Consider the following 22,826-nt stretch of genomic DNA (forward strand, 5'->3'; position numbering starts at 1 on the left):
AGCGATGGTTGCTACGCTGCCCATGGAGTCACTGTTCGCCGATACGCCACCTCCCCCCCAACAGCTCCCGGCTCTGGCCGCCAGCGTCGAGGATGTCAGCGTCATCGGCGTCTCCTCTGGCGGCTATATGGCGACCCAGCTGGCCGTGGCCTGGCCGGAACGCTTCGCCGGACTCGGCGTGCTTGCCGCTGGCCCCTGGTCCTGCGCCCAGGGCTCGCTGGGTGTGGCCCTGGGTCAGTGCATGACCACCCAACGCGGCATGCCTGATATGCAGGCTCTGGAGCAGCGCCTCGCCAGCTACCGCGAGCGCGGCCTGGTCGGCGAGGCCGAAGCGCTTGCGTCACTCAGGGTCTATGTCTGGCACGGCGGAGCCGACGCGGTGGTCGAGCCACGGCTGGGAGAGGCACTGGTCGAGCAGTTTCAGGGCTGGCTAAGCGATCCTTCGCAGTTGCAGTGGCGCCGAGACGCCGACGCGGGCCACGGCTGGCCCGTCGATGCCACGCTTGGCAAGACCGATAACCGCGAGCTGGCCGACTGTCATGACGCGGGCCCTCCCTATCTGCTGGCCTGTGACAACGATATCGCCGGCGATGTCCTGAACTGGCTGCACGGTGACCTGACGCCTCCCGCCGACGGTGAGACCCCCGGCAAGCTACGGCGCTTCGATCAGGGCGATTACGACGCCAGGGGGCTGGCCGACACCGGCTACCTGTTCGTGCCGAAACGCTGCGAGGAGGGGGGCTGTATGGTCAGCATGGCCCTGCATGGCTGCAACATGACAACCGAGCAGATTGGCGAGGCCTTCGTGGGCCATACCGGTCTCAACGCCTGGGCGGCGGAGAATCGGCGGATCGTGCTCTACCCACAGGCCGAGACGCGCCTGGGCAACCCCCAGGGATGCTGGGATTGGTGGGGCTATGCGGAGAGTAGCTGGCAACTCGACCCCATGCATGACAGCCGTCAGGGCACCCAGACTCGTGCGCTGATGGCCATGCTGCAACGGCTTCAGGAGAAGCCTGCGCGCTGAACTCGACGGCCCCTGCACTAGAGGATTTCGTGTAGCGCGGCAAGCAACCCACGGTGGGAGGGTGAGTAGAGCACCCGACGCTGGATATTCCCCTCGCGGTCAACCAGATAGAGCGACGAACTGTGGTCGATGGTGTAGCCCATGGCGGAGTCCGGCGCGTCGACCTTGCGCCATACCACCCCGTAGCGCTCGGCCAGTTCTTCGAGCTGGACCGGGCTGCCGGTGGCACCGACGAAGCGCTCGCCGAAGAATGCCAGATACTCCTCCAGCCGGGCGAGGCTATCACGCTCGGGGTCCAGCGAGACCATCAATGGCACGAGCCGCTCTCGCTGAGCGGGCTCGAGCTCGGCCAGCGCCTGGCGCACCACCGCCAGGCTCATGGGGCAGACGTCGGGACAGTGGGTATAGCCGAAGAACAGGACCGCCAACTGGTCATCGTCCAGGTGTTCGAGGCTGAACTCCCCCCGGGTCGAGGCCAGTTCTACTGGCCCACCGACAGGACCGCCGTCGACTCCCGCTGTCAGCTGCTGCTGGAACCAGCCGACGCCGCCCACCGCCACCAGCATAATCAAGACCATGCCGGCCCAGACTCCCTTGCGTTTCATGGCCCGCCTCCCCTGACCTCGAAATCGAACCCGCTCCCCAGCTTACCATCGGCCGTCTCGATAACCACCCGTGCCCGCCAGGGCATCACCGTCTCGGTACAGATCGGTATCTGTGCCTCGCCACGATAGCGTCCATCCGCCTCGAGACTCAGGGGGTAGCGATGCAACCCCATGTCCATGTCGCGACCGACGAAATCTACCATCACGCGCTCGGCCTTCACGCCCTGCAGTGACACCTCCAGCGGCATGCGCTGCAGCGCACGAATCTCGCCACGCACGCCGAGATCGAGCGTCAGCTGTCGCTGATCACCCAGTTCTGCCATGCAGGGACCAGCACTCAACTGGCACCCCTGCGACTCGGGATACCAGCGCACCTGACCCATATCACGCAGCAGGTAGCTGGTCAGATACCACAGGGCGATGGTTACCGCGCCCAGGGTCAACAGCACCAGCAGTCGCAACAGCGGGGGGCGTGAGGCAGGAAGTGAGTCGGGCATAGGAGTCGTATTCATCACGCAGGTAGCCGGTATCGGCAAGCTTATCAGTATTCGGCTATGGCAGACTGCGGAACGATGTCGCAGGTAACGAGACCAAGGAGACCGACATGGCGGATATTGCGGGTGCCCTGGGGCCCCTGTTCCTGTTGATTCTGCTGGGCACCCTGCTGGGCAGGCTACGTCAGCCAGGCGCCGACTTCTGGCCACAGCTGGAGCGACTGATCTACTTCCTGCTGTTTCCCGCCATGCTGGTGGCGACCCTGGCCACCGCCGACGTCAGCCAGGTGCCGGTGAGCCGAGTGGCGATCGCCCTGCTGGGTCCCATGGGCGCCTTCGCCATCGTACTATGGCGGCTGCGTGGCTGGCTGGGCATGCAGGCCGCGGCCTTCACCTCGGCCTTCCAGGGGGCGCTGCGCTTCAATACCTATGTGGGGGTGGCGGGCGCCGCGGCACTGCACGGCATCCCGGGCGCCACGGTGGCCGCGGTGGCCGTGGCACTGATGGTCCCGGTGGTCAATGTCCTCTGTGTCTCCAGCTTTATTGCCGCCGGCACTCTCGGACGCGGCAGCCTCGCCAAGAGCCTGACGGCCCTGGGCCGCAATCCCCTTATTCTGGCCTGCCTGGTCGGCATTGGACTCAATATCGGCGGCATCGGCCTGCCGGGCTGGAGTGAAGCGACGGTGGAGCTGCTGGGGCGTGCCGCCCTGCCCCTGGGGCTGGTGGCGGTCGGCGTGGCCCTGCGCCCCGCGGCCCTGGTACGCCTCGACCGTGGGATCTGGGCAAGCCACCTGGTGAAGCTGGCACTGATGCCGGCCCTGGCGCTGATACTGGCACTGCTGCTGAGGCTCGACCCGGTGAGTCGCGATGTGGTGCTGCTGTTCGCCGCGCTACCCACCGCCACCTCGGCCTATATCCTGGCCCGCCAGCTGGGCGGGGATGCCGAGATGATGGCCGCCGTGATCACCGGCCAGACGTTGCTGGCCATGGCGACCCTGCCGCTGTGGCTGCGCCTGGCGGGAGCCTGAAGCACGATTTAATAAAAAACGTTCGCATTTGTGTTGACGACACAAACGAGAACGATTACTCTTTTTTTGACGACGTTGATGAGGCGTCGCCACCAGGCGGGGCCCGCCAGTCTCCTGGCCTGGTTTCTCCCTCTCATTGCTAGACACGGTCTTGCGCCACCCTCCTCGAGGGTGGCTTTTTTTGTTCACACCGTGCGCGAGTAGCGTCCCGTGCTATGAGCCAGGTAGGCATCGAAGGCCATGGCGGCGTTGCGCATCATCAGTCGGCCGGCCGGGAGCAGCTCGATCTCGTTATCGCGAATCGCCAGCAGGCCATCATCGGCCATCTCCTGGAGCTCGCTCAGGGCGTCGGCGAAATAGTCGCGGAAGATGATCCCGTGCCGCGCCTCAGTGGCGGCGAATTCGATGCGGTTATGGCACATCAGGGCATTGATCACGTCGCGACGCAGGCGATCATCGTCGCTGAGCCGATAGCCCCGGAACACCGCGAGTCGCTCCTCTTGCAGACGGTGCTGGTACTGGGCGGTCTCCTTGACGTTCTGGCTGTAGGTATCACCCACCTTGCCGATGGAGGTGATGCCCAGGCCGATCATGTCGCAGTCGGCATGAGTGGAGTAACCCTGGAAGTTGCGCTGCAGAGTGCCGTTCTTCCGGGCCAGGCTCAGCTCGTCATCGGGCAGGGCGAAGTGATCCATGCCGATATAGACATAGCCGGCCTCGGTAAGCCGTCGAATGGTCAGCTCCAGCAGCTCCAGCTTGCGCTCCGGAGGCGGCATGTCCTCGGGGCGTATCAGCCGCTGCGCCTTGAACAGCTCCGGCAGATGCGCGTAGCTGTAGGTGGCGATCCGGTCCGGGCGCAGCGCGATGATCTTGTCCAGGGTGGTATCGAAGCTGGCTACCGTCTGCAGCGGCAGGCCATAGATCAGATCGACGCTGATCGACTGGAAGCCTGCCTGGCGAGCGGCATGAACCAGGGAGACGACATCCTCCTCGCTCTGCACCCGATTGACCGCCTTCTGCACATCGGGATCGAAGTCCTGTACCCCGAAGCTCAGGCGGTTGAAACCCAGCGCATGGAGCTCGTGAATCTGCTCGGGGGTTACCGTGCGTGGATCCACCTCCAGCGAGAACTCGCGCTCCTCGGGCGACGCGAAGTGGAAGGCGGCATCCAGGCTTGCCATCAGCTCGCCGAGCTGGTCATTGCTCAGGTAGGTCGGCGTGCCGCCCCCCAGATGCAGCTGGGTCATGCGCCGGGTTTCGTCGAACAGCGCCCCCTGCACCCGGATCTCCTGCTGCAGCCAGGCCAGATATTCCGCCGCACGCTCGGTGTTATGGGTGATAATCTTGTTGCAGGCGCAGTAGTAGCAGAGGCTCTTGCAGAACGGAATATGCACATAGACCGATAGCGGCTTGGGCTCGGCGTCAGCATTGCTGCGCTCTGCGGCGGCACGATAGTCATCCTCGGCGAAGGCCGCATGGAACTGCGGCGCCGTGGGATAGGAGGTATAGCGCGGGCCGGGACGATCGTATTTCTCGACCAGGGGGCGATTGAAGAGCTGATGGTCTTGCATGGTCAAACGGCCTCGTTGAATGACTTGGCATCGTCGCGGCGATGCCCAATGGTGCGCAGTATGCCAGCCTGAAACCGGCGCGTCGGTACCCTTGTGGAGGTAGTTGACCCCGGTCAACTCCCTGGCCGAATCGACACTCGCCGCGACCACACGAACAGCCGCCAGGCGGCGAGCAGCCATGCCAGACTCCAGACCAGGGCAGAAGCCCACAGCAGCGACAACCAGGCCGCGCCCGCGGAAAAGGCCACCAGGCGCAGCACGGCCGCCACACTGAACAGCAGCGCCAGCAGCAACAATATCGGCTCCCGCTCGGGCCGCCCCCTGGCCCGGAGGATCGCCTGGCGCAGCATGATCCCGCTAGCCAGAGTGCCCAGCGCCCCCACGGTAAAGGCGTGCAGCACACCGTTCAGTGGTTGACCCAGCCAGAGTGATCGGGCCAGTAGCAGCAACCCGCCCCCCAGCCAGGCATAACCCAGCAGCAGGCCGATAAGATCGAGGCGCCGTCGGCAGGCCCAGGGACGCCAGCACCATAGCCGCCACAGTACCAGCAGCCCCGCCACCGCTACCAGGGAGGCTGCAAGGCTGGCAGTGATCGACCAGGGTGCCAGCAGCGGGGTCATCCCCAGCAGCACGATCAGTGCCGCCTCCAGGCGCGGCTGAACCCCGGCACCGGCCTGGCGTCGGCTGGCCATCAGGTGGCCATTGACCGCCGGTGCCAGCACACGACCGCCCATGAAGGTCATCAACAGCACCAGCCACAGTACGGCGTGCTGTACCAGCGCGGAGGCCGGCACGCCCGGCCGTGTCAGTCGCTCCACCAGAGTTGCCACGGCAAGCAGACAGAGCAGCCCCAGCAGCGGCGAGAGCAGTCGATTACGCCACTTCTTGGCGGCCAGGAAGCGCGGCACCAGCCGCCAGGCCAGCAACAGGGCAAACAGGCCATCGGCCAGCAGCACGGACAGTGCCTCCGGCCAGACCAGACCCACTCCCCTGGCAACCAACCAGAGTGCCACCAACCCCAGTAGCCAGTGACGCGGCAGCGGCCCCAGCAGGTAGCCGGTAATCACCGCGAGGGCGAAACCGAACAGCAGTTCGCGACCATGTGCCGCGGGGGAGTCGATCAGCCCCAGAGGGATAGCATGGTAGAATGCCAGCAGTGACAGCGGCACCATCAGGGCCGCATGCAGCGCCGCCAAGGGAAAGAAGAGCCGCCAGGCCGGCGTTATGTGGGGTGAGGTGTCGGCTTTTGTTGACATGGGGCAACTCCCAGGTCGGCTGCAGTGCTAAGATGCATGTATCTTACCACTTAATACGCTACCCCCCGGGTTGGGGAGATCATGACATGTCGGGATCCGCTTCGCGTCTAGCATGGTGCGGCCTTACCTATGGCTGTATCGGCCTGGGCACCGCCGGGATGATACTGCCCCTGCTGCCGACCACCCCCTTCCTGCTGCTGGCCGCGTGGTCGGCACCCAAGGGATCGCCGCGCCTGGCGCGCTGGCTGCACTCCCATCCGCGGTTTGGCCCCATCTTGCTGGCCTGGCGCGAGCGGCGCGCCATACCACGACGCGCCAAGACGCTGGCAACCTTGCTGCTGTCCCTGAGCTGGGTGATGCTGTGGGCCGGCGGCGCGCCGCTCACGGGGCTGGTAGCATCGGGGCTGCTGTTTGCAGCGGTCGCCGGCTTCGTGCTTAGCCGACCCGTTGACGCGGCGCCGCTGTCCGTCAAGTCCCACCCCCGGACCCAGCGCTGATTCGAACACGACACGAGGCGACGCTTTCTGCCATGCATCTGACCCGTTTCACCGACTACTCCCTGCGCGTGCTGCTCTATCTGGCGGTGAAGGGTGAAGAGCGCTCCACCATCACCGAGATCGCCGAGCGCTTCGACATTTCACGCAACCACCTGATGAAGGTGGTCCAGGACCTCAGCCACCACGGCTATATCACCTCCATTCGTGGCAAGCATGGCGGCCTGTTGCTCAAGCGCGAACCGGAAAGCATCGTGCTCGGCGAGCTGATACGTCGCACCGAGCGCGACCTGACCCTGGTGGAGTGTTTCGGCGACGATAACGAATGCCTGATCACCCCCGCCTGTCGACTCAAGCATATTCTCGCCGAGGCTCTGGGCGCCTTCCTGGCGGTGCTCGACGGCTATACTCTTGAGGACCTGCTGGGCTCTCGCCGTCAGCCGCTGATCCAGCTGCTGCAACTGGACGAACCGCCGGCCGCCTGAGCCCTTTATCAACGGATGAACGATATCTACCGGCTGGCATCCCTCATGCCCTCACCATCCTCGCATCCGGCCGCTTCACCTATCGTTGCATTAGGCTTTGCTTTACCTTTTTACCTCGTCTGACTAAGCTGGAGATGACCCACGTCAAGCCAGACACAATCATTGTTTGGCATCATGTCAACAGTTGTCCGGTGGGCTAATTGGCGCAGCCGGGCTTTTCAGGCATAAAAAGATGCATTCCGGAGGCTCCTTATGAAACTGATGCTCGTTGCCACCCTGCTGGGTGGTGCCCTCCTGGCCATGGACGCTCAGGCCGCCGGTGACGCCGCCGCCGGCGAAGCCAAGATCGCTGTCTGCGCCGCCTGTCATGGCACCGACGGCATGGCCACCGCTCCCATCTACCCGAATCTTGCCGGCCAGTCCGCCACCTACCTCGAGAGTAGCCTCAAGGCCTATCGTGCCGGGGAGCGTGGCGGTGGCATGTCCGCGATGATGACCCCCCAGGCTCAGAGCCTCTCCGATGAAGACATCGCCGATATCGCCGCCTACTACTCCAGCCTGGAGTAATAGTCAGGGCCGGCTCCGGGCCGGCCCCTCCTGATGGGTGGCGGCAATCGCCGCCGAGGCTCTCGCCCGCAAGGACCTTCCCATGCACGCATCACCTCATCGGCTAGTCGGCGCTGTCGGCTTGCTGCTGGCCCTGCTTTGCCTGCTGATCAGCCTGCCGCTCCAGGCCCTGGAGCTCAACCAGGTGCGCGAGGGCTTCCCCGCCGCCGACCGACTGGAACCCGCCGACTCCCAGTGGCCGGTCAGCCGGGTGATGAGGGGTGATACGCTGCTCGGCTACGCCTTCGAGAGCGTCGAGATGGCGCCGATTCCCGCCTACTCCGGCAAGCCGGTCAATATGCTGGTGGGCTTCGATCTCGAGGGCAATATTGTTCAGGCCGATGTCATCAGCCACGAGGAGCCCATCATGCTGGTGGGTATCCCCGAATCGAAGCTCGAGGCCTTCGCCGATGACCACGTCGGCGCCCACGTCAACGACCGCATGAAGGTGGGCGACAACCTGGACGCCATCTCCGGCGCCACCGTGACCGTGATCGTGGTCAGCGATACCGTGATGCGCGCCGCACGCAGGGTGGCCGCCGAGCAGGGACTGATCGCCGACCCTTCGGCCACTCCTCCGGCAACGGTGCGACAGGGAGTCTTCTCCCCCGCCGACTGGGGCACGCTGACCGGCGATGGCACCATTCGCCGGCTTCATCTGACCCATGGCGAGGTGGATGAGTCCTTTATGGGCACCCCCGCCGAGGACTACATGCATACGCCCCGGCCGGCCGACCGGACCTTTATCGAACTCTTCTACACCTACCTCAACCCGCCCACCGCCGGGCGCAACCTGCTCGGCGATACCGGCTACGCGCAGTTGATGGAGCGGCTCGATGAAGGCGAGCATGCCATCGCGGTCATGGGCCGCGGTGACTACTCCTTCAAGGGCTCGGGCTATGTGCGCGGGGGCATCTTCGATCGCATCGAGCTTGCTCAGAGCGGCAACACCATCAGCTTCCACGACCGTGACCATCTGCGTCTGGGCAGCCTGGGTATCGAGGGCGCTCCGGCCTTCGACGAACGCGATATCTTTATCGTGCGCGAACAGGCCGCCTTCGACCCCGGTCAGCCCTGGCAACTGGAGCTGCTGGTACGCCGCGCCTCGGGCCCCTTGGACACCGAGTTCAGCCGCTTCAGCGCCGACTACAGCGTGCCCGAGGCCTATATCGAGCGCCCCGAGCCCCCCGAGGAGGTGCCGATCTGGGTCGAGGTGTGGCATGACAAGGCCTTTCAGATCGCCGTGCTACTCGCCGGCCTGCTCGTGCTGACCGGCATCATGATGTTCCAGGATATCCTGGTGAAGCACCCTCGCATCCTGCGCCCGCTGCGCCTGGGCTTTCTGGTCTACACCCTGGTGTTTATCGGCTGGTACTCCCTGGCCCAGCTCTCGGTGGTTAATGTCCTGACCTTCACCAACGCCCTGATCACCGACTTCAGCTGGGGCTCCTTCCTGATCGACCCGATGATGTTCATCCTCTGGTCCTTCGTGGCGGTGAGCCTGCTGCTATGGGGACGCGGCGTCTTCTGCGGCTGGCTATGCCCCTTCGGGGCCCTTCAGGACCTGGTCAACAAGGCCGCCCGCAAGCTCGGCGTGAAACAGTACGAGCCCCCCTTCGGCCTCCACGAACGCCTCTGGGCACTTAAGTACATCATCCTGCTGGGGCTGTTCGCCGTCTCACTGCATTCGCTGGGTACCGCCGAGCGCTACGCCGAGGTCGAGCCCTTCAAGACCGCCATCACCCTGCGCTTCCAGCGGGAGTGGGGCTTCTTGCTCTATGCCCTGGTGCTGGTGGCGATCTCCGCCGTCAACCACAAGTTCTACTGCCGCTATGTCTGTCCGTTGGGCGCCGGTTTGGCGATTCCCGCCCGCCTGCGTCTGTTCGACTGGCTGAAGCGGCATCGCGGCGACTGTGGCACTCCGTGCCAGATCTGCGCCAACGAATGCGAAGTGGCCGCCATCCACCCGGATGGTCGCATCAATGCCAATGAGTGCCACTACTGTCTCGACTGCCAGATCACCTACCACGACGACAAGCGCTGCCCGCCGATGATCAAGCGGCGCAAGCGCTATGAAAAGGCGTCGCGACTCTCCACAGGCAAGCGAGGCGTCGAGACCCATGATCCCGCCAGCGCTCGCCTGCAGCGGATTCCGACCTATCAGGAGGATTGACCATGAGTGACAAGAAGAAAGAGATCGAGAATCTCGGACGCCGCCATTTCCTGCGCAACAGCGCGGTCACCGGCGTGGCCGGGGCGGGCCTAGCCGGCGGCTTCGGCGCCGGCACCCTGCTCGGCGGCAGCCGCCAGGCGCGGGCCGCCGAGAGCAGCATCGAGGTCGCCCCGGGCGAGCTCGATGACTATTATGGCTTCTGGAGCGGCGGCCACTCCGGCGAGGTACGCGTACTGGGTGTGCCCTCAATGCGCGAGCTGATGCGTATTCCGGTGTTCAACATCGACAGCGCCACCGGCTGGGGGATCACCAACGAGTCAAGGCGCGTGATGGGTGACTCAGCGCACTTCCTCAACGGCGACTGCCACCACCCGCACATCTCGATGACCGATGGCAGCTACGACGGCAAGTATCTGTTCATCAACGACAAGGCCAACACCAGGGTGGCGCGTATCCGTCTCGACATCATGAAGACGGACAAGATCACCACTATTCCCAACGTCCAGGCGATTCACGGCCTGCGCCTGCAGAAGGTACCGCACACCAAGTACGTGTTCGCCAATGCCGAGTTCCCCATCCCCCATCACGACGATGGCATCGTCAACGATGGCCGCGGCATGGAGAACCCGGAGGGCTACTACACCATGTTCAACGGCATCGACGCCGAGAGCATGGAGGTGGCCTGGCAGGTGATCGTCGACGGCAACCTCGATAACACCGATGCCGACTACACCGGCCGCTTCGTGGCCTCGACCTGCTACAACTCCGAGAAGGGCATGACCCTGGCGGATACCATGCGCGCCGAGCGTGACTGGGTGGTGGTATTCGACGTCGAGGCGATCGAGGCGGCCGTCGAAGCCGGCGATTTCAAGACCCTGGGCGACAGCGAGGTGCCGGTGCTAGACGGGCGCAAGGGCTCGAAGCTGACCCGCTATATCCCGGTGCCCAAAAACCCCCACGGCCTCAATACCTCGCCGGATGGCAAGTACTTCATCGCCAACGGCAAGCTCTCGCCGACCTGTTCGATCATCGCCATCGACAAGCTCCCCGAGCTGTTCGACGATGCCATCGAGCCGCGTGACGCCGTGGTCGGCGAGCCCGAACTGGGCCTCGGACCGCTGCATACCACCTTCGACGGCCGCGGCAATGCCTACACCACGCTGTTTATCGACAGCCAGGTGGCCAAGTGGAACATCGAGGACGCCATCCGCGCCTACGCCGGCGAGGAGGTGAACTATCTGCGTCAGAAGCTCGACGTCCACTATCAGCCGGGGCACAACCACGCCAGTCTCACCGAGACCAAGGATGCCGACGGCAAGTGGCTGGTGGTGCTCTCCAAGTTCGCCAAGGACCGCTTCCTGCCGGTGGGCCCGCTGCACCCCGAGAACGACCAGCTGATCGATATCTCCGGCGAGGAGATGAAGCTGGTCCACGACGGCCCCACCTATGCTGAGCCCCACGACTGCATCCTGGCACGCGCCGACCAGATCAACCCCAGGAAGGTCTGGGCCCGTGACGACCCCTTCTTCGCCGAGACCGTGGCCATGGCCAAGGAGGACGGTGTCACCCTCGAGACCGACAACAAGATCGTGCGCGACGGCAACAAGGTGCGCGTCTACATGACCTCGGTGGCACCACAGTTCGGCATCACCGAGTTCAAGGTCAAGCAGGGCGACGAGGTCACCGTGGTGGTCACCAACCTCGACCAGGTCGAGGACGTCAGCCACGGTTTCACCATGACCAACCATGGTGTCGCCATGGAGATCAGCCCTCAGCAGACCGCCAGCGTCACCTTCACCGCCGACAGGCCCGGGGTACACTGGTACTACTGCCAGTGGTTCTGTCACGCCATGCATATGGAGATGACCGGCCGCATGCTGGTCGAGAAGGCCTGATAGCACCCATAGGGGCCGGGCAGACGCCCGGCCCCGTTTGTTTGCGGAGAGACGCATGACCCGACGACAACCTCGCGTCGTCCCCCGACTCATTCTCGCTGCCTGGCTGCTTCTATGTTTACCGGGCGGGCTGCCGGGCGGCCTGCTGGCCGCCGATCTGACGGCCACCCCGGGCGAGCCGTTGCAGCCGCTGATCGAGCGGGCCGCAAGCGGCGACCGCCTGCTGCTGCCCGCTGGCCGCTACCCTGGCCCGCTGATCATCGACCGAACGCTGACCCTCTCGGGAGATCCGGGTGCCGTGATCGACGGCGGCGGCGACGGCCATGCCGTGGTGCTGAATGCCCCAAACAGCGTGCTGGAAGGCGTGACCATCGAGAACTGGGGCGCCAACCTCACCGACATGGATGCCGGCATCTTTATCGAGCAGAGTGCCATCGGCAGCGTGATCCGCGACTCGCGTCTCCAGGGGCCGGGCTTCGGCATCTGGCTCGACGCCGTCCACGACGTCCAGGTGCTCGACAATGTGATCCGCGGCGACTCCTCTCTGCGCTCCCAGGATCGCGGCAACGGCGTCCACCTGTTCAACGTTCGCAATGTCAGGGTGGAGGGCAACGATATCCGCCACACCCGTGACGGCATCTACATCGACACCAGCAGCCACAGCCTGCTGCGCGGCAACCATATGCAGGCGCTGCGCTACGGGGTGCACTACATGTACGCCTACGATAACCGGGTGGAAGAGAACACCACCCGCGATACCCGTACCGGCTACGCATTGATGCAGTCCAAGCGCCTCAGGGTGGTGGGCAACCGCTCGGAAGGAGACCGCAACTACGGCATCCTGATGAACAACATCACCGACTCCCTGCTGCGCGACAACCACATCAGCCGGGTTCAACAGCGTCGCGACGCCCAGGGCAAGGGATTGGTCAGCGGCGCCGAAGGCAAGGCGCTGTTCGTCTACAACGCCCAGTACAACCGCTTCGAGGCCAACCGACTGGCCGACAGCGATATCGGCATCCACCTCACCGCCGGCTCCGAGGACAACGAGCTGGTCGGTAATGCCTTCGTCGGCAACCGTCAGCAGGTGATGTACGTGGCTACTCGCGCCCAGGAGTGGTCCGAGGCGGAGTATGGCAACTACTGGAGCGACTATCTGGGATGGGACCTGAATGGTGACGGTGTGGGCGACACTCCCTACGAGCCCAACGATGCCATGGACCGCGTACTGTGGCGCTATCCGGTGGCACGGCTGCTGATGCATAGCCCCGCCGTGCTGGCGCTGCGCTGGGTGCAGCGCCAGTTCCCGGTATTCCGTCCTCAGGGGGTCAAGGACAGCCATCCGCTGATGGAGGAACCCGGCCTGGATGGGCCCGGCCTGGATGGGCCCGGCCTGGATGGGCCCGACCTGAATCAACCCATTCTCGGAGACGCCGACGCATGACAGCGGTGATCGACTTCCAGGGCGTGACCCGTCGCGACGGTGGACTGGCACGCCTCGACGCCCTCGACCTCAAGGTGAACGAAGGTGAGGTAATGGCCCTGCTGGGCCATAACGGTGCCGGCAAGACCACCACCATGCACCTGATCCTGGGGCTGCTCTCGCCCAGCGAGGGGCGCGTGGCGGTGCTCGGCGGTGCCCCCGACGGGGCTCATGCCGAGACCCTGCGCCGACGCCTCGGCTATCTGCCCGAGAACGTCAGCTTCTACGAGCAGCTGAGCGGCCGGGAGGTCCTCGACTACTTCGCCCGCCTCAAGCGGGTCGAACGCGGCCAGGTGGGCGAGCTGCTGGACCGGGTCGGCCTGGGCCACGCGGCTGAGCGGCGGGTGAAGACCTACTCCAAGGGCATGCGCCAGCGCCTCGGCCTGGCCCAGGCGCTGCTCGGCGACCCGCGCCTGCTGCTGCTGGACGAGCCCACCACCGGCCTCGACCCGGCCGCCACCCGCGACTTCTATGACACGGTACGTGGCCTGCGCGATCGCGGTTGTACGGTGCTGCTCTCCTCCCACGTGCTGCCCGGGGTGGAGCCCTATATCGATCGTGCCCTGATCCTCGGCGGTGGCCGCCGCCTGGCGCTGGGCAGCCTGGCGGAGCTGCGCGAGGAGGCGGCCCTGCCGATCACCGTGCGCGCCCGCAGTCACGGCACGGACGGTGACCTCGCCGAACGCCTCGCCGACTGGGAAGACCCGCGTATCGAGACCTCCGCCTTCAACGGCCACGAGGTATCACTCAGCATCCCCCCGGACGCCAAGCTCGCCGTGCTGCGCCGGCTCACCGACACTGTCGGCGTCGAGGATATCGAGCTGCTGCCACCGACCCTGGAGCACCTCTACACCCACTTCTCCGCCGGACTTTCGCCCCAGCAACGAGGAGATAGCGAATGAACGCCATCCTGACCATCGCCGGCAAGGAGTTTCGCGACGGAATGCGCAACCGCTGGGTACTCGCCATCGCCCTGGTGCTGGCCTTCCTCGCCGTAGGCATCGCCTGGTTCGGTGCCGCCGCCAGCGGTGGTCTGGGCTTCACCTCACTGGCCACCACCGTGGTCAGCCTGGCGACCCTCGCGGTCTTCCTGATCCCGTTGATCGCCCTGCTGCTGGCCTTTGACGCCGTGGTGGGCGAGCAGGAGGCGGGCACCCTGCTGCTGCTGCTCACCTACCCCATCAGCCGCACCCAGCTGCTGCTCGGCAAGTTCCTCGGCCATGGCCTGATCCTGGGTGCCGCCACGGCGCTGGGCTTCTCCATCGCCGGGGCGGTGATCGCGGTGGGCGCCGAAGGTGTGGCGCTCGGCGAGCTGGCTCATGGCATGGGCCTGCTGGTCGGCAGCAGCATCCTGCTGGGCTGGGTATTTATCGCCTTCGCCTACCTGATCAGCGTCTGTGTCAGCGAGAAGGCCCGGGCCGCCGGCCTGGCACTGGTGGTGTGGTTCCTGTTCGTGCTGGTCTTCGACCTGGGCCTGCTGGCGCTGCTGGTCAGCGTCGAGCGGGGCGGCGACTGGCTGCCCTGGCTGCTGCTGCTCAACCCCGCCGAGTGCTTCCGCCTGATCAACCTGGCCGGTTTCGAAGCCGCCCGCAGTTATAGCGGGCTGACCTCCATCGCCGAGAGCGGCGTCTTTCGTCCCGCCATGGTCACCGCCATCCTGGTGGCCTGGATCGCGGTGCCTCTGGGTCTGGCGCTGCTGCGCTTCCGGCGACGCACCGCCTGACCCTGCCAGGCCACCCCCAATCTCCCGCTGATGAGTGATTCATCGATGAAAAAACTGATCCTGCCACTCCTGCTGATCATCACCCTGCTGCTCTCCGCCTGTGGCGAGTCCGAGCCGGAAGTGCTCGCCGCCGCCCAGCCCATCGAGGCCGGCGACAGCTGCCACGTTTGCGGCATGCTGATCACCGAACACCCCGGCCCCAAGGGCGAGGCCTTCATGGAGAAACAGGAGGAGCCGCTGAAGTTCTGCTCGACCATGGATCTGTTCACCTTCCTCAAGCAGCCCGAGAACGAGACCCAGGTCTCCCACGCCTATGTGCACGACGTGGCCGCCGCCCCCTGGGCCACTCCCGACGACGAGGCCTTCGTGCTGGCCAGCGAAGCGGTCTACGTGGTGGGTCACGACCAGCGCGGCGGCATGGGTCACACCCTCGCCTCGTTCGCCGACAAGGCCGACGCCGAGGCATTCCGCGAGGAGCATGGCGGCGAGATGGCCAGCTTCGCCGAGATCGACCTCGAGCTGCTGGGCCGCCTGGGCCGGGGCGAGATGGGCGGCGATATCGGTGGGAGCATGGGCGGCATGCAACATGCGCAGTAGGTAGCGCGAGAAACGGCCCTGTCACGCTGCGCGGGCCCTTAAGCTGCGCAGTGAGGGCCGGCATGCTAGCCTCGGGCGCACCGCCACCCGAGGAGCCCATGGATGTCGACACGCCTTCTCCGTCTCGCTGCCGCCCTGATGGCCCTGATCCTGGCCGGGCCGGCCGCCGCCGTGCAGTTCAACGTCGCCGAGATCCAGCGCCATGGCGCCTGGCAGTCGATGACTCTGAGCCTCGGCAAGGAGCGCCTCTACCGCGCCCTGGAGGGTGATAACTACGCCGACGCCCACTTCAGCGTCAATGTCAGCCAGGGCGCCTGCGAGGCGCCCTGGCTGGAGCTGCGCGTGGACCTCGGCGAGCACCAGCCCGAAAGCCAGGTGGTCAACCTGGTACCCGCCGACCTCAGGGTAGATGAGCAGACCATTCACTCGGGACAGGCCGAGTTTCGCACCGAGCGCGGCGACAGCGGCTTCTATGTACGGTTCGATCTTCCCGAGCAGCCACTGCTGCTCGATGAGATGCGCTGGGGCGAGATCCTGCGCCTGCGAATGATGCGCGGCCCCGACGACCCCTGGTTCATGATCTTCGCCCTCGATGGTGCCGGCGAGGCAATGGATCGCATGGCGCAGGCCTGTCGCCCCTGAGCTCAAGCAATGAGTGAGCCCCGCTGACAGCGGTGCCCCGGCGCCGTATGCTGGGTACCGATATCAACCGACACCCCCCAAGGAGTGCCCCATGCGACGCCTATCCCTCGCCCTACTGACGGCGACCCTGCCTGCCCTGGCTCTTGCCCAGACCGACGCCGCCCCCGACGTGGTGCTGCATACCAGCGAGGGTGCCATCGGCATCGAGCTTTACGAGGAGCAGGCCCCCAAAAGCGTCGAGAACTTCCTCGCCTACGCCGAGTCGGGCCACTACGACGGCACCCTCTTCCACCGGGTGATCGACGATTTCATGGTCCAGGGCGGCGGCTTCGACACCGACTTCACCCAGAAGGCGACCCGCGAGCCGATCGAGAACGAGGCCGACAACGGCCTCAAGAACCGCCGCGGCACCCTGGCCATGGCGCGCACCGGGGCGCCCCACTCGGCCACCGCCCAGTTCTTTATCAACGTCGCCGATAACGGCTTCCTCGACCATGTCAGCACCCAGTCGGGCCAGACCTGGGGCTATGCGGTGTTCGGTCGGGTCGTCGACGGCATGGAGGTGGTGGACACCATCAAGCGCGTGCCCACCGGCAATCGCGGCCGCCTTCAGAACGTGCCGAAAACGCCGGTGATCATCGAGCGCGCCGAGGTGCGCTAGTAACGCCAACGCCCCCGCCGGCTGAACCGACGGGGGCGTTGCATGGTGTGGAAGCCGAGGACTTCCTGGATCAGCTGCGGATCAGATGATCGAAGGCGCTCAGCGCGGCCTTGGAGCCCTCGCCCATGGCGATGACGATCTGCTTGTAGGGCACGGTGGTCACGTCGCCGGCGGCGAAGATCCCGGGCACCGAGGTCATGCCGCGCTCGTCGACGATGATCTCGCCACGCTCGGAGAGCTCGATGGGTGAATCCTTGAGCCACTCGGTGTTGGGCACCAGGCCGATCTGCACGAACACGCCCTCCAACTCGACCCGACGGATCTCGCCGCTGGCGCGCTCCTCGTAAGTGAGGCCGTTGACGCGCTGGCCATCGCCATTCACCTCGGTGGTGCGGGCCCCCAGGATGATCTCCACGTTGGGCAGGCTACGCAGCTTCTTCTGCAGCACCTCATCGGCGCGCATCTCGTCCATGAACTCGAACAGCGTCACATGGCCGACGATGCCGGCCAGGTCGATGGCCGCCTCGACGCCAGAGTTGCCCCCGCCGATGACCGCCACCCGCTTGCCCTTGAACAGCGGGCCATCACAGTGAGGGCAGTAGGCCACCCCCTTGTTGCGATACTCGGCCTCGCCGGGCACGCCCATCTCACGCCAGCGGGCACCGGTGGCCAGCACCAGGGTCCTGCTCTTGAGGCTGGCGCCGGATTCGAACTGCACCTCGTGCACCTCGCCCGGCCGACCCGGCAGCAGCTTGACGGCACGCTGCAGGTTCATGATGTCGACCTCATACTCCCTGACATGCTCCTCCAGTGCCGCGGCCAGCTTGGGCCCGTCGGTATGGGGAACGGAGATAAGGTTCTCGATGGACATGGTGTCGAGCACCTGGCCGCCGAAGCGCTCGGCGGCGACACCGGTACGAATGCCCTTGCGTGCGGCATAGACCGCCGCCGCGGCAGCGGCGGGGCCACCACCGACCATCAGGGTATCGAAGGCCGGCTTCTCGCTGAGCTTGGCGGCCTCGCGCTCGGCGGCACCGGTGTCCACCTTGGCCAGGATCTGCTCCATGCTCATGCGACCCTGATCGAAGGGCTCGCCGTTGAGATAGATGCTCGGCACCGACATCACCTGGCGCTCTTCCACCTCGTCCTGAAACAGGGCCCCGTCGATGGCCACGTGATGGACATTGGGGTTGAGGATCGCCATCAGGTTCAGCGCCTGGACCACATCCGGGCAGTTCTGACAGGAGAGCGAGAAGTAGGTCTCGAAGTTGAGCTCGCCCTCCAGCCCCTTGATCTGCTCGATCACCTCGTCGCTGGCCTTGGGCGGATGGCCGCCCACCTGCAGCAGCGCCAGCACCAGGCTGGTGAACTCGTGCCCCATGGGGATGCCGGCGAAGACCACGCCGGTCTCCTCGCCGGGGCGATTGATGGCGAAGGAGGGGCGACGCGCCTCCTCGCCATCAAGCTTGAGGGTAATCTTGTCGGTCAGGCCGACGATATCGGCCAACAGGCCATGCAGTTCCTTCGACTTGGCGCCATCATCGAGGGACGCAACGATCTCGAAGGGCTGAGTGACCTTGGCCAGATAGGCCTTGAGCTGAGTTTTCAGATTGTCGTCCAACATGACAGCGTGTTCCTTCATGTTCGAGAGTGTCAGGCCACGAGCTAGCCGTGCCCTGCCGGTTTGGCAGTGCCATCGATCTGGCTCGTGATGCGAAATAGGGCCCCGGGCGGGGGGAGGTGCCCGGGGCGGTGTGGCAAGGCCGGAAGAGGGGCCTCGCCACGCAGGCGGGGCTTAGATCTTGCCGACCAGGTCCAGTGACGGCGCCAGGGTCTCTTCGCCTTCTTCCCACTTGGCCGGGCAGACCTCGTTAGGGTTGGCACGCACGTACTGGGCGGCCTTGACCTTGCGCAGCAGCTCTTCGGCGTTGCGGCCGATGTTGCCGGCGTTCAGCTCGATGATCTGGATCTTGCCATCGGGGTCGACCACGAAGGTGCCACGCTCGGCGATACCGGCATCCTCGATCAGCACCTCGAAGTTGCGCGAGATGGTGTGGGTCGGGTCGGCCAGCATCGGGTAGGTCAGCTTGCCGATGGTCTCGGAGCTGTCGTGCCACGCCTTGTGGGTGAAGTGGGTGTCGGTGGAGACGCTGTAGATCTCGACGCCCAGCTTCTTGAACGCTTCGTAGTTGTCCTGCAGGTCACCCAGCTCGGTGGGGCAGACGAAGGTGAAGTCGGCCGGGTAGAAGAAGAAGATGCTCCACTGGCCCTTCAGGTCCTGTTCACTGACGTCGATGAACTCGCCGTTATGGTAAGCGGTGGCCTTGAACGGCTTGATTTCGGTGTTAAGCAGGGACATTCGTTAATGCTCCTTTCGTCGTTGCCTAGGGATGGCTGGAATACGCAGGCATGGTAGCCCGTATTACCCGATAGTATAAATTGAATGGGGGCATCGACCTGATAATTCAACCCTATGACAGGGGCGGTGCATGGTCAGCCGATGCGCACCGCCTCCCCCCGGCGGTCCAGTGCCAGGAAGGCCTCGACGTTGCCCATCTTCAGCGACTCGACCATGCGCTCGAGCTGCGCCTCGGCCTGCTCGGAAGCGGGGGCCTCGCTGCCACGACCCGAAAGGGCACCGACGAAGACGATGTCCCACTCGACACCGGTGTTCTGCGACTCCGCCACCAGGCCGGCCATATCGGTCAGCTCCTCGGGAGCCTTGTCGACACACAGCACCGGGGCAAGCACGCCGCCTTCGCCCTGCTCGAAGCGGGCACGCTGCTCGGCGGAGGGGTTGTCGGGCAGTTCGGCACGGGTAAAGACGAACAGCAGGCGCTGGGCATCGGGCTGCAGGCGCGCCTCGCTGAGCAGATCGGAGAAGTTGGTGATGGCCATGCGAAGCCTCCAGGGGCAATCGAAAAGAAGGAGTGAACGCCAGCCTGCCCCCTTTGGAGGCGACGCTCAAGGGGAAGGCGGGCGAAACCACTCAGTCAAGATGGTGGGAGCAAGACTCAGCCGTGGCGGGCGGTCAGGATATGGTGCAGGCCGCTGCACTCCACCAGGGGATCGTCGCAGTTGACCACCACCTCGGTGTGGCCCAGCACATGGCCCTTGCCGGTGATGGTGTTCTCTACCACCGTGTGGGAGCCCTCCCGACGGGTACCGGTGAAGGTGCCGATAAAGCCGGTCTCGCGCAGGGAGATGGTCTCCAGCCGGTCGCCGGGCTCGAGGGTACCCTCGTGGCGCATCAACGCCAGGCGTGCCGAGGTCCCGGTGCCGGTGGTGCTGCGGCAGATCACCCCCGGATGCACATAGGTGGCCGAACGCGAACGGTAGAAGTCATCGGCCACCCGCTCCACCGGCCCCATGAAGTGCAGGAAGGGCAGTGGCCCCACATCGCCCAGGGTGTAGTGGGAGAAGCCGCGCTCGGCCTGGATCGCCTCGACGATCTTGTGGGCACACTCGGCGAGCTCGCGCTCCTCGTCGCGGTTGAGATGAAAGCCGAGCTCACCGGCATCCACCAGGGCATAGAAACCGCCGCTGTAGGCCACGCTGTAGGTCACCTCGCCCAGCCCCGGCACCTGGATCGAGGCGCGATAGGTATCGATATAGCTGGGCAACCCCTCGCAGGTGATCGCCTCCACCACGCCGTTCTCCACCCTCGCCTCGATCCTGACCGGTCCCGCCGGCGCCTCGAGCGTGAAGCGCTGCACGCCCTCCCGCTTGGGCACGATGCCGGCCTCGAGGACCGCAGTGGCGGTGCAGATGGTATTGGAGCCCGAGTAGATGGGGTAACCCATCACCTCCATGATGATATAGCCGGCGACCGCCTCGGGGTCACTGGCCGGAACGATCAGGTCCACCGACATCTCGGGCACGCCATAGGGTTCGAACAGCAGCAGCTTGCGCAGGCCATCGGCATCATCTCGCAGGTAGTGCATCTGCTCGCGTACCGTGGCGCCGGGCAGGGGGTCGATGCTCCCCAGCACGATCCGGCTGACATCGCCGCCGGCGTGGGTGTCCATCATCCTGAAGCTGAGCGGACGAGTCATGGGCGCGACTCCTGCTGGGAAGAGGGAGCGGCAAGGGCGAAGGGAGCACCATGCGCCTCCCACTGGCGGTCGGGAACGATGACGATCTTGCCCAGGAAGTTGCTGCCGCGACTGACGAAGTAGCGCTCGGCCTGATGAAGTTCCGAGAGCCGGAAGGTGGCATGCAGTACCGGCTTGAGCTCACCGGAGCGGATCCAGGCGATCAGCTGCTCGGCCTCGTCACGGGTGCCATGGGAGACACCGAAGATCTGCACCTGATAGAGGTAGATGCGCGTCCACAGGATCTCCGAGATATTGCCGCCGCTGGCCCCGGCGATGGAGAGCCGCGGATAGCTGGTGCGCGCCTTCATGTCCTGAATCATGGTGTCGATGAAACAGTCGGTCATCTCGCCACCGACCAGGTCCATCACCGCATCGATGGGCGCCCCGCCGGTGGCCTCGAGGACCCGCTGGGCGAAGCCCTCGAGCTCGCCGCGATCGATCACCGCCTCGGCACCCAGGGCCTCGAGCGCCTCCGCCTTCTCCGGCTGGCTCACCGCATAGGGAACGGCCCCCAGGATGCGACAGAGCTGGATCAGTGCCGTGCCCACGCCACCGCTGGCACCGCTGACCAGTACCCGCTCGCCGGCAGCCACTCCGGCCGAGGTCAGCATATGGTAGGCGGTCTGATAGGAGCACATGCCCAGGGCGGCGAGCTCGGCATCGTCGAGCTCGGGGTTGGGCACATGATGGAACTGGTCCGAGGGAACGACGACATACTCGGCGAAGCCGCCATCGGCACCGTGACCGTAGTAGTCCGGGGTCAGGTTGATGTCGCGGCGGGCATCCGGGTAGAGGTTGAAGTCGAGCAGGCCACGCTCGCCGATCCGTGCAGTGTCAATGCCTTCGCCCACCGCCACCACGCGCCCGACGATATCGGCGCCCTGAATGCGCGGGAAGATCAGGGTCGGCTCACCGCCCATGGCAAAGGAGGTCACCTCGCCCTTCTTCACCGGGTAGAGTCCCTCCCGGGCCTTGCGGTCGGTATTGTTCTTGGCGGTGGCCGTGACCCCTACCAGCACCTCGCCTGGGCCCGGCCGCGGGGTCGGTACGTCATCTCGGTAGACCAGCCTGTCGATATCGCCATGGCCGGTCAGCAGCATGGCCGACATGGTGGCGGGAACGGTGGCATGGGGAGAGTGCTTCGCCATCTGCTTGCTGCCTCCTTGGTGGGGATGCTGGTGGGGCCACCGACAACGCGTCGGCGGCGTGAACTTGTCCACAGCACAATAGCAGAGCGCCCCCGGAACAACCGAGCCCTTGAGGTAGCAAATAGCGGTGTGATCCTTCCTGTTTTACGGCAAGGAGAGGGCGGTTTTTTCTGTGCCTCTTGCGCCCTTACGGCTTCCCCTGTGTGTTGCTCCCCTCCCCTCTGACTCACTTGGTCCCGAACCGCTTATTTCTGCTCAGGTCCCCTACCAGTGCAGCGGATAGCGCCGATGGCGGGCCAGGTTGTTCACCAGTACTGCCACCACCACCATGATGGCGCTACCGACGCCGATGGGCATCAGGGGATACCACCAGCCCAACCCCGTGATCTCGGGCCCGCCGATCACCGCGATCAGGGCCGCGGCGGCACCGGGCGGGTGCACGCTGTGAGTCAGCTGCATCAACAGGATGGAGAGTGATACCGCCAGGGTCACCGCCAGCGTGGTAGCGCCCAGCAGCTGGAAGCAGGCGACCCCGGCCATCGCCGAAAGCAGGCTGCCCAGCAATACATTGCGCGGCTGTGCAAAGGGGCTTTCCGGTGCGGCATAGAGCAGCACCGAGGTGGCGCCGAAGGAGGCTACGATCAGCAGCTGCTGGGAGAGCCAGTGCGCACTGAGCCAGCAGACCGTTCCCATGCCGGCCACGGCTCCCAGCCATGACCAGAAGGCATCGCCAAGATCAGGCGTATCGCGTCGCAGGCGCTCACCGCGCATCTTTCCCAGATAGGTCTTCATCGTTCCTGAATCGTGAAGGGGTGAGCGGCAGAGTCTGACAAATTACTTA

The 22,826-nt window shown here is 65.3% G+C and carries 23 protein-coding genes; 13 read left to right on the forward strand and 10 right to left on the reverse strand.

What is annotated here, in order from left to right:
• Window positions 1–4: 4 nt before the first annotated feature.
• A complete protein-coding gene (locus E0702_RS06705) occupies window positions 5–1,027 on the forward strand; it encodes an extracellular catalytic domain type 2 short-chain-length polyhydroxyalkanoate depolymerase (RefSeq protein WP_132042209.1) in 1,023 nt (340 codons plus the stop codon).
• Window positions 1,028–1,044: 17 nt separating this feature from the next.
• Here the strand turns inward: E0702_RS06705 and E0702_RS06710 are convergent, their stop codons facing one another.
• A complete protein-coding gene (locus tag E0702_RS06710; protein WP_132042210.1) occupies window positions 1,045–1,632 on the reverse strand; it encodes an SCO family protein in 588 nt (195 codons plus the stop codon).
• On the reverse strand, window positions 1,629–2,129 hold the full coding sequence (locus E0702_RS06715; RefSeq protein WP_240721688.1) for a hypothetical protein: 501 nt from the start codon (window positions 2,127–2,129) through the stop codon (window positions 1,629–1,631). Before E0702_RS06715 ends, E0702_RS06710 begins: the two co-directional genes overlap by 4 nt.
• Window positions 2,130–2,236: 107 nt before the next feature.
• Between E0702_RS06715 and E0702_RS06720 the strand changes: the two genes are divergently transcribed.
• Window positions 2,237–3,154, forward strand: coding sequence for an AEC family transporter (locus E0702_RS06720; protein WP_132042212.1), 918 nt, complete (start codon window positions 2,237–2,239; stop codon window positions 3,152–3,154).
• Window positions 3,155–3,339: 185 nt separating this feature from the next.
• Here E0702_RS06720 and hemN read toward each other — a convergent pair whose 3' ends face one another.
• Complete coding sequence (hemN, locus tag E0702_RS06725) at window positions 3,340–4,725, reverse strand: oxygen-independent coproporphyrinogen III oxidase (RefSeq protein WP_132042213.1); 1,386 nt, start codon at window positions 4,723–4,725, stop codon at window positions 3,340–3,342.
• A 113-nt stretch (window positions 4,726–4,838) separates the two neighbouring features.
• Window positions 4,839–5,981 carry an NnrS family protein gene (locus E0702_RS06730; RefSeq protein WP_132042214.1) on the reverse strand — a complete coding sequence of 381 codons (1,143 nt, stop codon included), beginning with the start codon at window positions 5,979–5,981 and terminating at the stop codon, window positions 4,839–4,841.
• 86 nt (window positions 5,982–6,067) lie between these two features.
• Between E0702_RS06730 and E0702_RS06735 the strand changes: the two genes are divergently transcribed.
• The 11 genes from E0702_RS06735 to E0702_RS06785 all read left to right on the forward strand — a co-directional run bounded on the left by E0702_RS06735 (window position 6,068) and on the right by E0702_RS06785 (window position 16,740).
• Window positions 6,068–6,478, forward strand: a complete 411-nt coding sequence (locus tag E0702_RS06735; protein ID WP_132042215.1) for a YbaN family protein — start codon at window positions 6,068–6,070, stop codon at window positions 6,476–6,478.
• A 32-nt stretch (window positions 6,479–6,510) separates the two neighbouring features.
• Entirely contained in the window at window positions 6,511–6,960 is a 450-nt protein-coding gene (locus E0702_RS06740; protein WP_132042216.1) for an Rrf2 family transcriptional regulator, read from the forward strand.
• Between the two features lie 252 nt (window positions 6,961–7,212).
• Entirely contained in the window at window positions 7,213–7,527 is a 315-nt protein-coding gene (locus E0702_RS06745; protein WP_132042217.1) for a c-type cytochrome, read from the forward strand.
• Between the two features lie 82 nt (window positions 7,528–7,609).
• Entirely contained in the window at window positions 7,610–9,739 is a 2,130-nt protein-coding gene (gene nosR, locus E0702_RS06750; RefSeq protein ID WP_132042218.1) for a transcriptional regulator NosR, read from the forward strand.
• A 2-nt stretch (window positions 9,740–9,741) separates the two neighbouring features.
• The gene (gene nosZ, locus E0702_RS06755) at window positions 9,742–11,634 is read left to right on the forward strand and encodes a TAT-dependent nitrous-oxide reductase (protein WP_132042219.1); all 1,893 of its coding nucleotides are present in this window, start codon (window positions 9,742–9,744) and stop codon (window positions 11,632–11,634) included.
• 55 nt (window positions 11,635–11,689) lie between these two features.
• Complete coding sequence (locus tag E0702_RS06760) at window positions 11,690–13,078, forward strand: nitrous oxide reductase family maturation protein NosD (protein ID WP_132042220.1); 1,389 nt, start codon at window positions 11,690–11,692, stop codon at window positions 13,076–13,078.
• A complete protein-coding gene (locus E0702_RS06765; RefSeq protein WP_132042221.1) occupies window positions 13,075–14,019 on the forward strand; it encodes an ABC transporter ATP-binding protein in 945 nt (314 codons plus the stop codon). Before E0702_RS06760 ends, E0702_RS06765 begins: the two co-directional genes overlap by 4 nt.
• A complete protein-coding gene (locus E0702_RS06770) occupies window positions 14,016–14,840 on the forward strand; it encodes an ABC transporter permease (RefSeq protein ID WP_132042222.1) in 825 nt (274 codons plus the stop codon). The genes E0702_RS06765 and E0702_RS06770 overlap by 4 nt, the downstream gene beginning before the upstream one ends.
• Before the next feature lie 45 nt (window positions 14,841–14,885).
• Window positions 14,886–15,437: a nitrous oxide reductase accessory protein NosL gene (locus E0702_RS06775; RefSeq protein WP_132042223.1), complete on the forward strand. Its 552-nt coding sequence runs from the start codon at window positions 14,886–14,888 to the stop codon at window positions 15,435–15,437.
• A gap of 102 nt (window positions 15,438–15,539) precedes the next feature.
• Complete coding sequence (locus E0702_RS06780; protein WP_132042224.1) at window positions 15,540–16,079, forward strand: hypothetical protein; 540 nt, start codon at window positions 15,540–15,542, stop codon at window positions 16,077–16,079.
• A 91-nt stretch (window positions 16,080–16,170) separates the two neighbouring features.
• Window positions 16,171–16,740 (forward strand): peptidylprolyl isomerase, encoded by a 570-nt coding sequence (locus tag E0702_RS06785; RefSeq protein ID WP_132042225.1) that lies wholly within the window; start codon window positions 16,171–16,173, stop codon window positions 16,738–16,740.
• Window positions 16,741–16,810: 70 nt separating this feature from the next.
• Here the strand turns inward: E0702_RS06785 and ahpF are convergent, their stop codons facing one another.
• The 6 genes from ahpF to E0702_RS06815 all read right to left on the reverse strand — a co-directional run bounded on the left by ahpF (window position 16,811) and on the right by E0702_RS06815 (window position 22,777).
• Window positions 16,811–18,364: an alkyl hydroperoxide reductase subunit F gene (gene ahpF / locus E0702_RS06790; RefSeq protein WP_132042226.1), complete on the reverse strand. Its 1,554-nt coding sequence runs from the start codon at window positions 18,362–18,364 to the stop codon at window positions 16,811–16,813.
• A 171-nt stretch (window positions 18,365–18,535) separates the two neighbouring features.
• Window positions 18,536–19,099, reverse strand: coding sequence for an alkyl hydroperoxide reductase subunit C (gene ahpC, locus E0702_RS06795; RefSeq protein ID WP_132042227.1), 564 nt, complete (start codon window positions 19,097–19,099; stop codon window positions 18,536–18,538).
• 134 nt (window positions 19,100–19,233) lie between these two features.
• Complete coding sequence (locus E0702_RS06800) at window positions 19,234–19,638, reverse strand: ribonucleotide reductase subunit alpha (RefSeq protein WP_132042228.1); 405 nt, start codon at window positions 19,636–19,638, stop codon at window positions 19,234–19,236.
• Between the two features lie 116 nt (window positions 19,639–19,754).
• Window positions 19,755–20,795: a proline racemase family protein gene (locus E0702_RS06805; protein ID WP_132042229.1), complete on the reverse strand. Its 1,041-nt coding sequence runs from the start codon at window positions 20,793–20,795 to the stop codon at window positions 19,755–19,757.
• Window positions 20,792–21,985, reverse strand: coding sequence for a zinc-binding dehydrogenase (locus tag E0702_RS06810; RefSeq protein ID WP_132042230.1), 1,194 nt, complete (start codon window positions 21,983–21,985; stop codon window positions 20,792–20,794). Before E0702_RS06810 ends, E0702_RS06805 begins: the two co-directional genes overlap by 4 nt.
• A gap of 264 nt (window positions 21,986–22,249) precedes the next feature.
• Window positions 22,250–22,777 (reverse strand): HPP family protein, encoded by a 528-nt coding sequence (locus E0702_RS06815; RefSeq protein ID WP_132042231.1) that lies wholly within the window; start codon window positions 22,775–22,777, stop codon window positions 22,250–22,252.
• Between the last annotated feature and the right edge of the window lie 49 nt (window positions 22,778–22,826).

Origin of the sequence: Halomonas marinisediminis, assembly GCF_004347715.1 — a bacterium.
GTDB classification, from domain to species: Bacteria; Pseudomonadota; Gammaproteobacteria; order Pseudomonadales; family Halomonadaceae; genus Halomonas; species Halomonas icarae.

Bases quoted from the DNA above. Each gene is read 5' to 3' on its own strand.
- E0702_RS06780 (WP_132042224.1), top strand. From the start codon at position 15,540: ATGTCGACACGCCTTCTCCGTCTCGCTGCCGCCCTGATGGCCCTGATC.
- E0702_RS06710 (WP_132042210.1), bottom strand. From the start codon at position 1,632: ATGAAACGCAAGGGAGTCTGGGCCGGCATGGTCTTGATTATGCTGGTG.
- ahpC (WP_132042227.1), bottom strand. From the start codon at position 19,099: ATGTCCCTGCTTAACACCGAAATCAAGCCGTTCAAGGCCACCGCTTAC.
- E0702_RS06810 (WP_132042230.1), bottom strand. From the start codon at position 21,985: ATGGCGAAGCACTCTCCCCATGCCACCGTTCCCGCCACCATGTCGGCC.
- hemN (WP_132042213.1), bottom strand. From the start codon at position 4,725: ATGCAAGACCATCAGCTCTTCAATCGCCCCCTGGTCGAGAAATACGAT.
- E0702_RS06720 (WP_132042212.1), top strand. From the start codon at position 2,237: ATGGCGGATATTGCGGGTGCCCTGGGGCCCCTGTTCCTGTTGATTCTG.
- E0702_RS06805 (WP_132042229.1), bottom strand. From the start codon at position 20,795: ATGACTCGTCCGCTCAGCTTCAGGATGATGGACACCCACGCCGGCGGC.
- E0702_RS06715 (WP_240721688.1), bottom strand. From the start codon at position 2,129: ATGCCCGACTCACTTCCTGCCTCACGCCCCCCGCTGTTGCGACTGCTG.
- E0702_RS06735 (WP_132042215.1), top strand. From the start codon at position 6,068: ATGTCGGGATCCGCTTCGCGTCTAGCATGGTGCGGCCTTACCTATGGC.
- nosR (WP_132042218.1), top strand. From the start codon at position 7,610: ATGCACGCATCACCTCATCGGCTAGTCGGCGCTGTCGGCTTGCTGCTG.
- nosZ (WP_132042219.1), top strand. From the start codon at position 9,742: ATGAGTGACAAGAAGAAAGAGATCGAGAATCTCGGACGCCGCCATTTC.
- E0702_RS06815 (WP_132042231.1), bottom strand. From the start codon at position 22,777: ATGAAGACCTATCTGGGAAAGATGCGCGGTGAGCGCCTGCGACGCGAT.
- E0702_RS06765 (WP_132042221.1), top strand. From the start codon at position 13,075: ATGACAGCGGTGATCGACTTCCAGGGCGTGACCCGTCGCGACGGTGGA.
- E0702_RS06770 (WP_132042222.1), top strand. From the start codon at position 14,016: ATGAACGCCATCCTGACCATCGCCGGCAAGGAGTTTCGCGACGGAATG.
- E0702_RS06775 (WP_132042223.1), top strand. From the start codon at position 14,886: ATGAAAAAACTGATCCTGCCACTCCTGCTGATCATCACCCTGCTGCTC.
- ahpF (WP_132042226.1), bottom strand. From the start codon at position 18,364: ATGTTGGACGACAATCTGAAAACTCAGCTCAAGGCCTATCTGGCCAAG.
- E0702_RS06730 (WP_132042214.1), bottom strand. From the start codon at position 5,981: ATGTCAACAAAAGCCGACACCTCACCCCACATAACGCCGGCCTGGCGG.
- E0702_RS06785 (WP_132042225.1), top strand. From the start codon at position 16,171: ATGCGACGCCTATCCCTCGCCCTACTGACGGCGACCCTGCCTGCCCTG.
- E0702_RS06740 (WP_132042216.1), top strand. From the start codon at position 6,511: ATGCATCTGACCCGTTTCACCGACTACTCCCTGCGCGTGCTGCTCTAT.
- E0702_RS06705 (WP_132042209.1), top strand. From the start codon at position 5: ATGGTTGCTACGCTGCCCATGGAGTCACTGTTCGCCGATACGCCACCT.
- E0702_RS06800 (WP_132042228.1), bottom strand. From the start codon at position 19,638: ATGGCCATCACCAACTTCTCCGATCTGCTCAGCGAGGCGCGCCTGCAG.
- E0702_RS06745 (WP_132042217.1), top strand. From the start codon at position 7,213: ATGAAACTGATGCTCGTTGCCACCCTGCTGGGTGGTGCCCTCCTGGCC.
- E0702_RS06760 (WP_132042220.1), top strand. From the start codon at position 11,690: ATGACCCGACGACAACCTCGCGTCGTCCCCCGACTCATTCTCGCTGCC.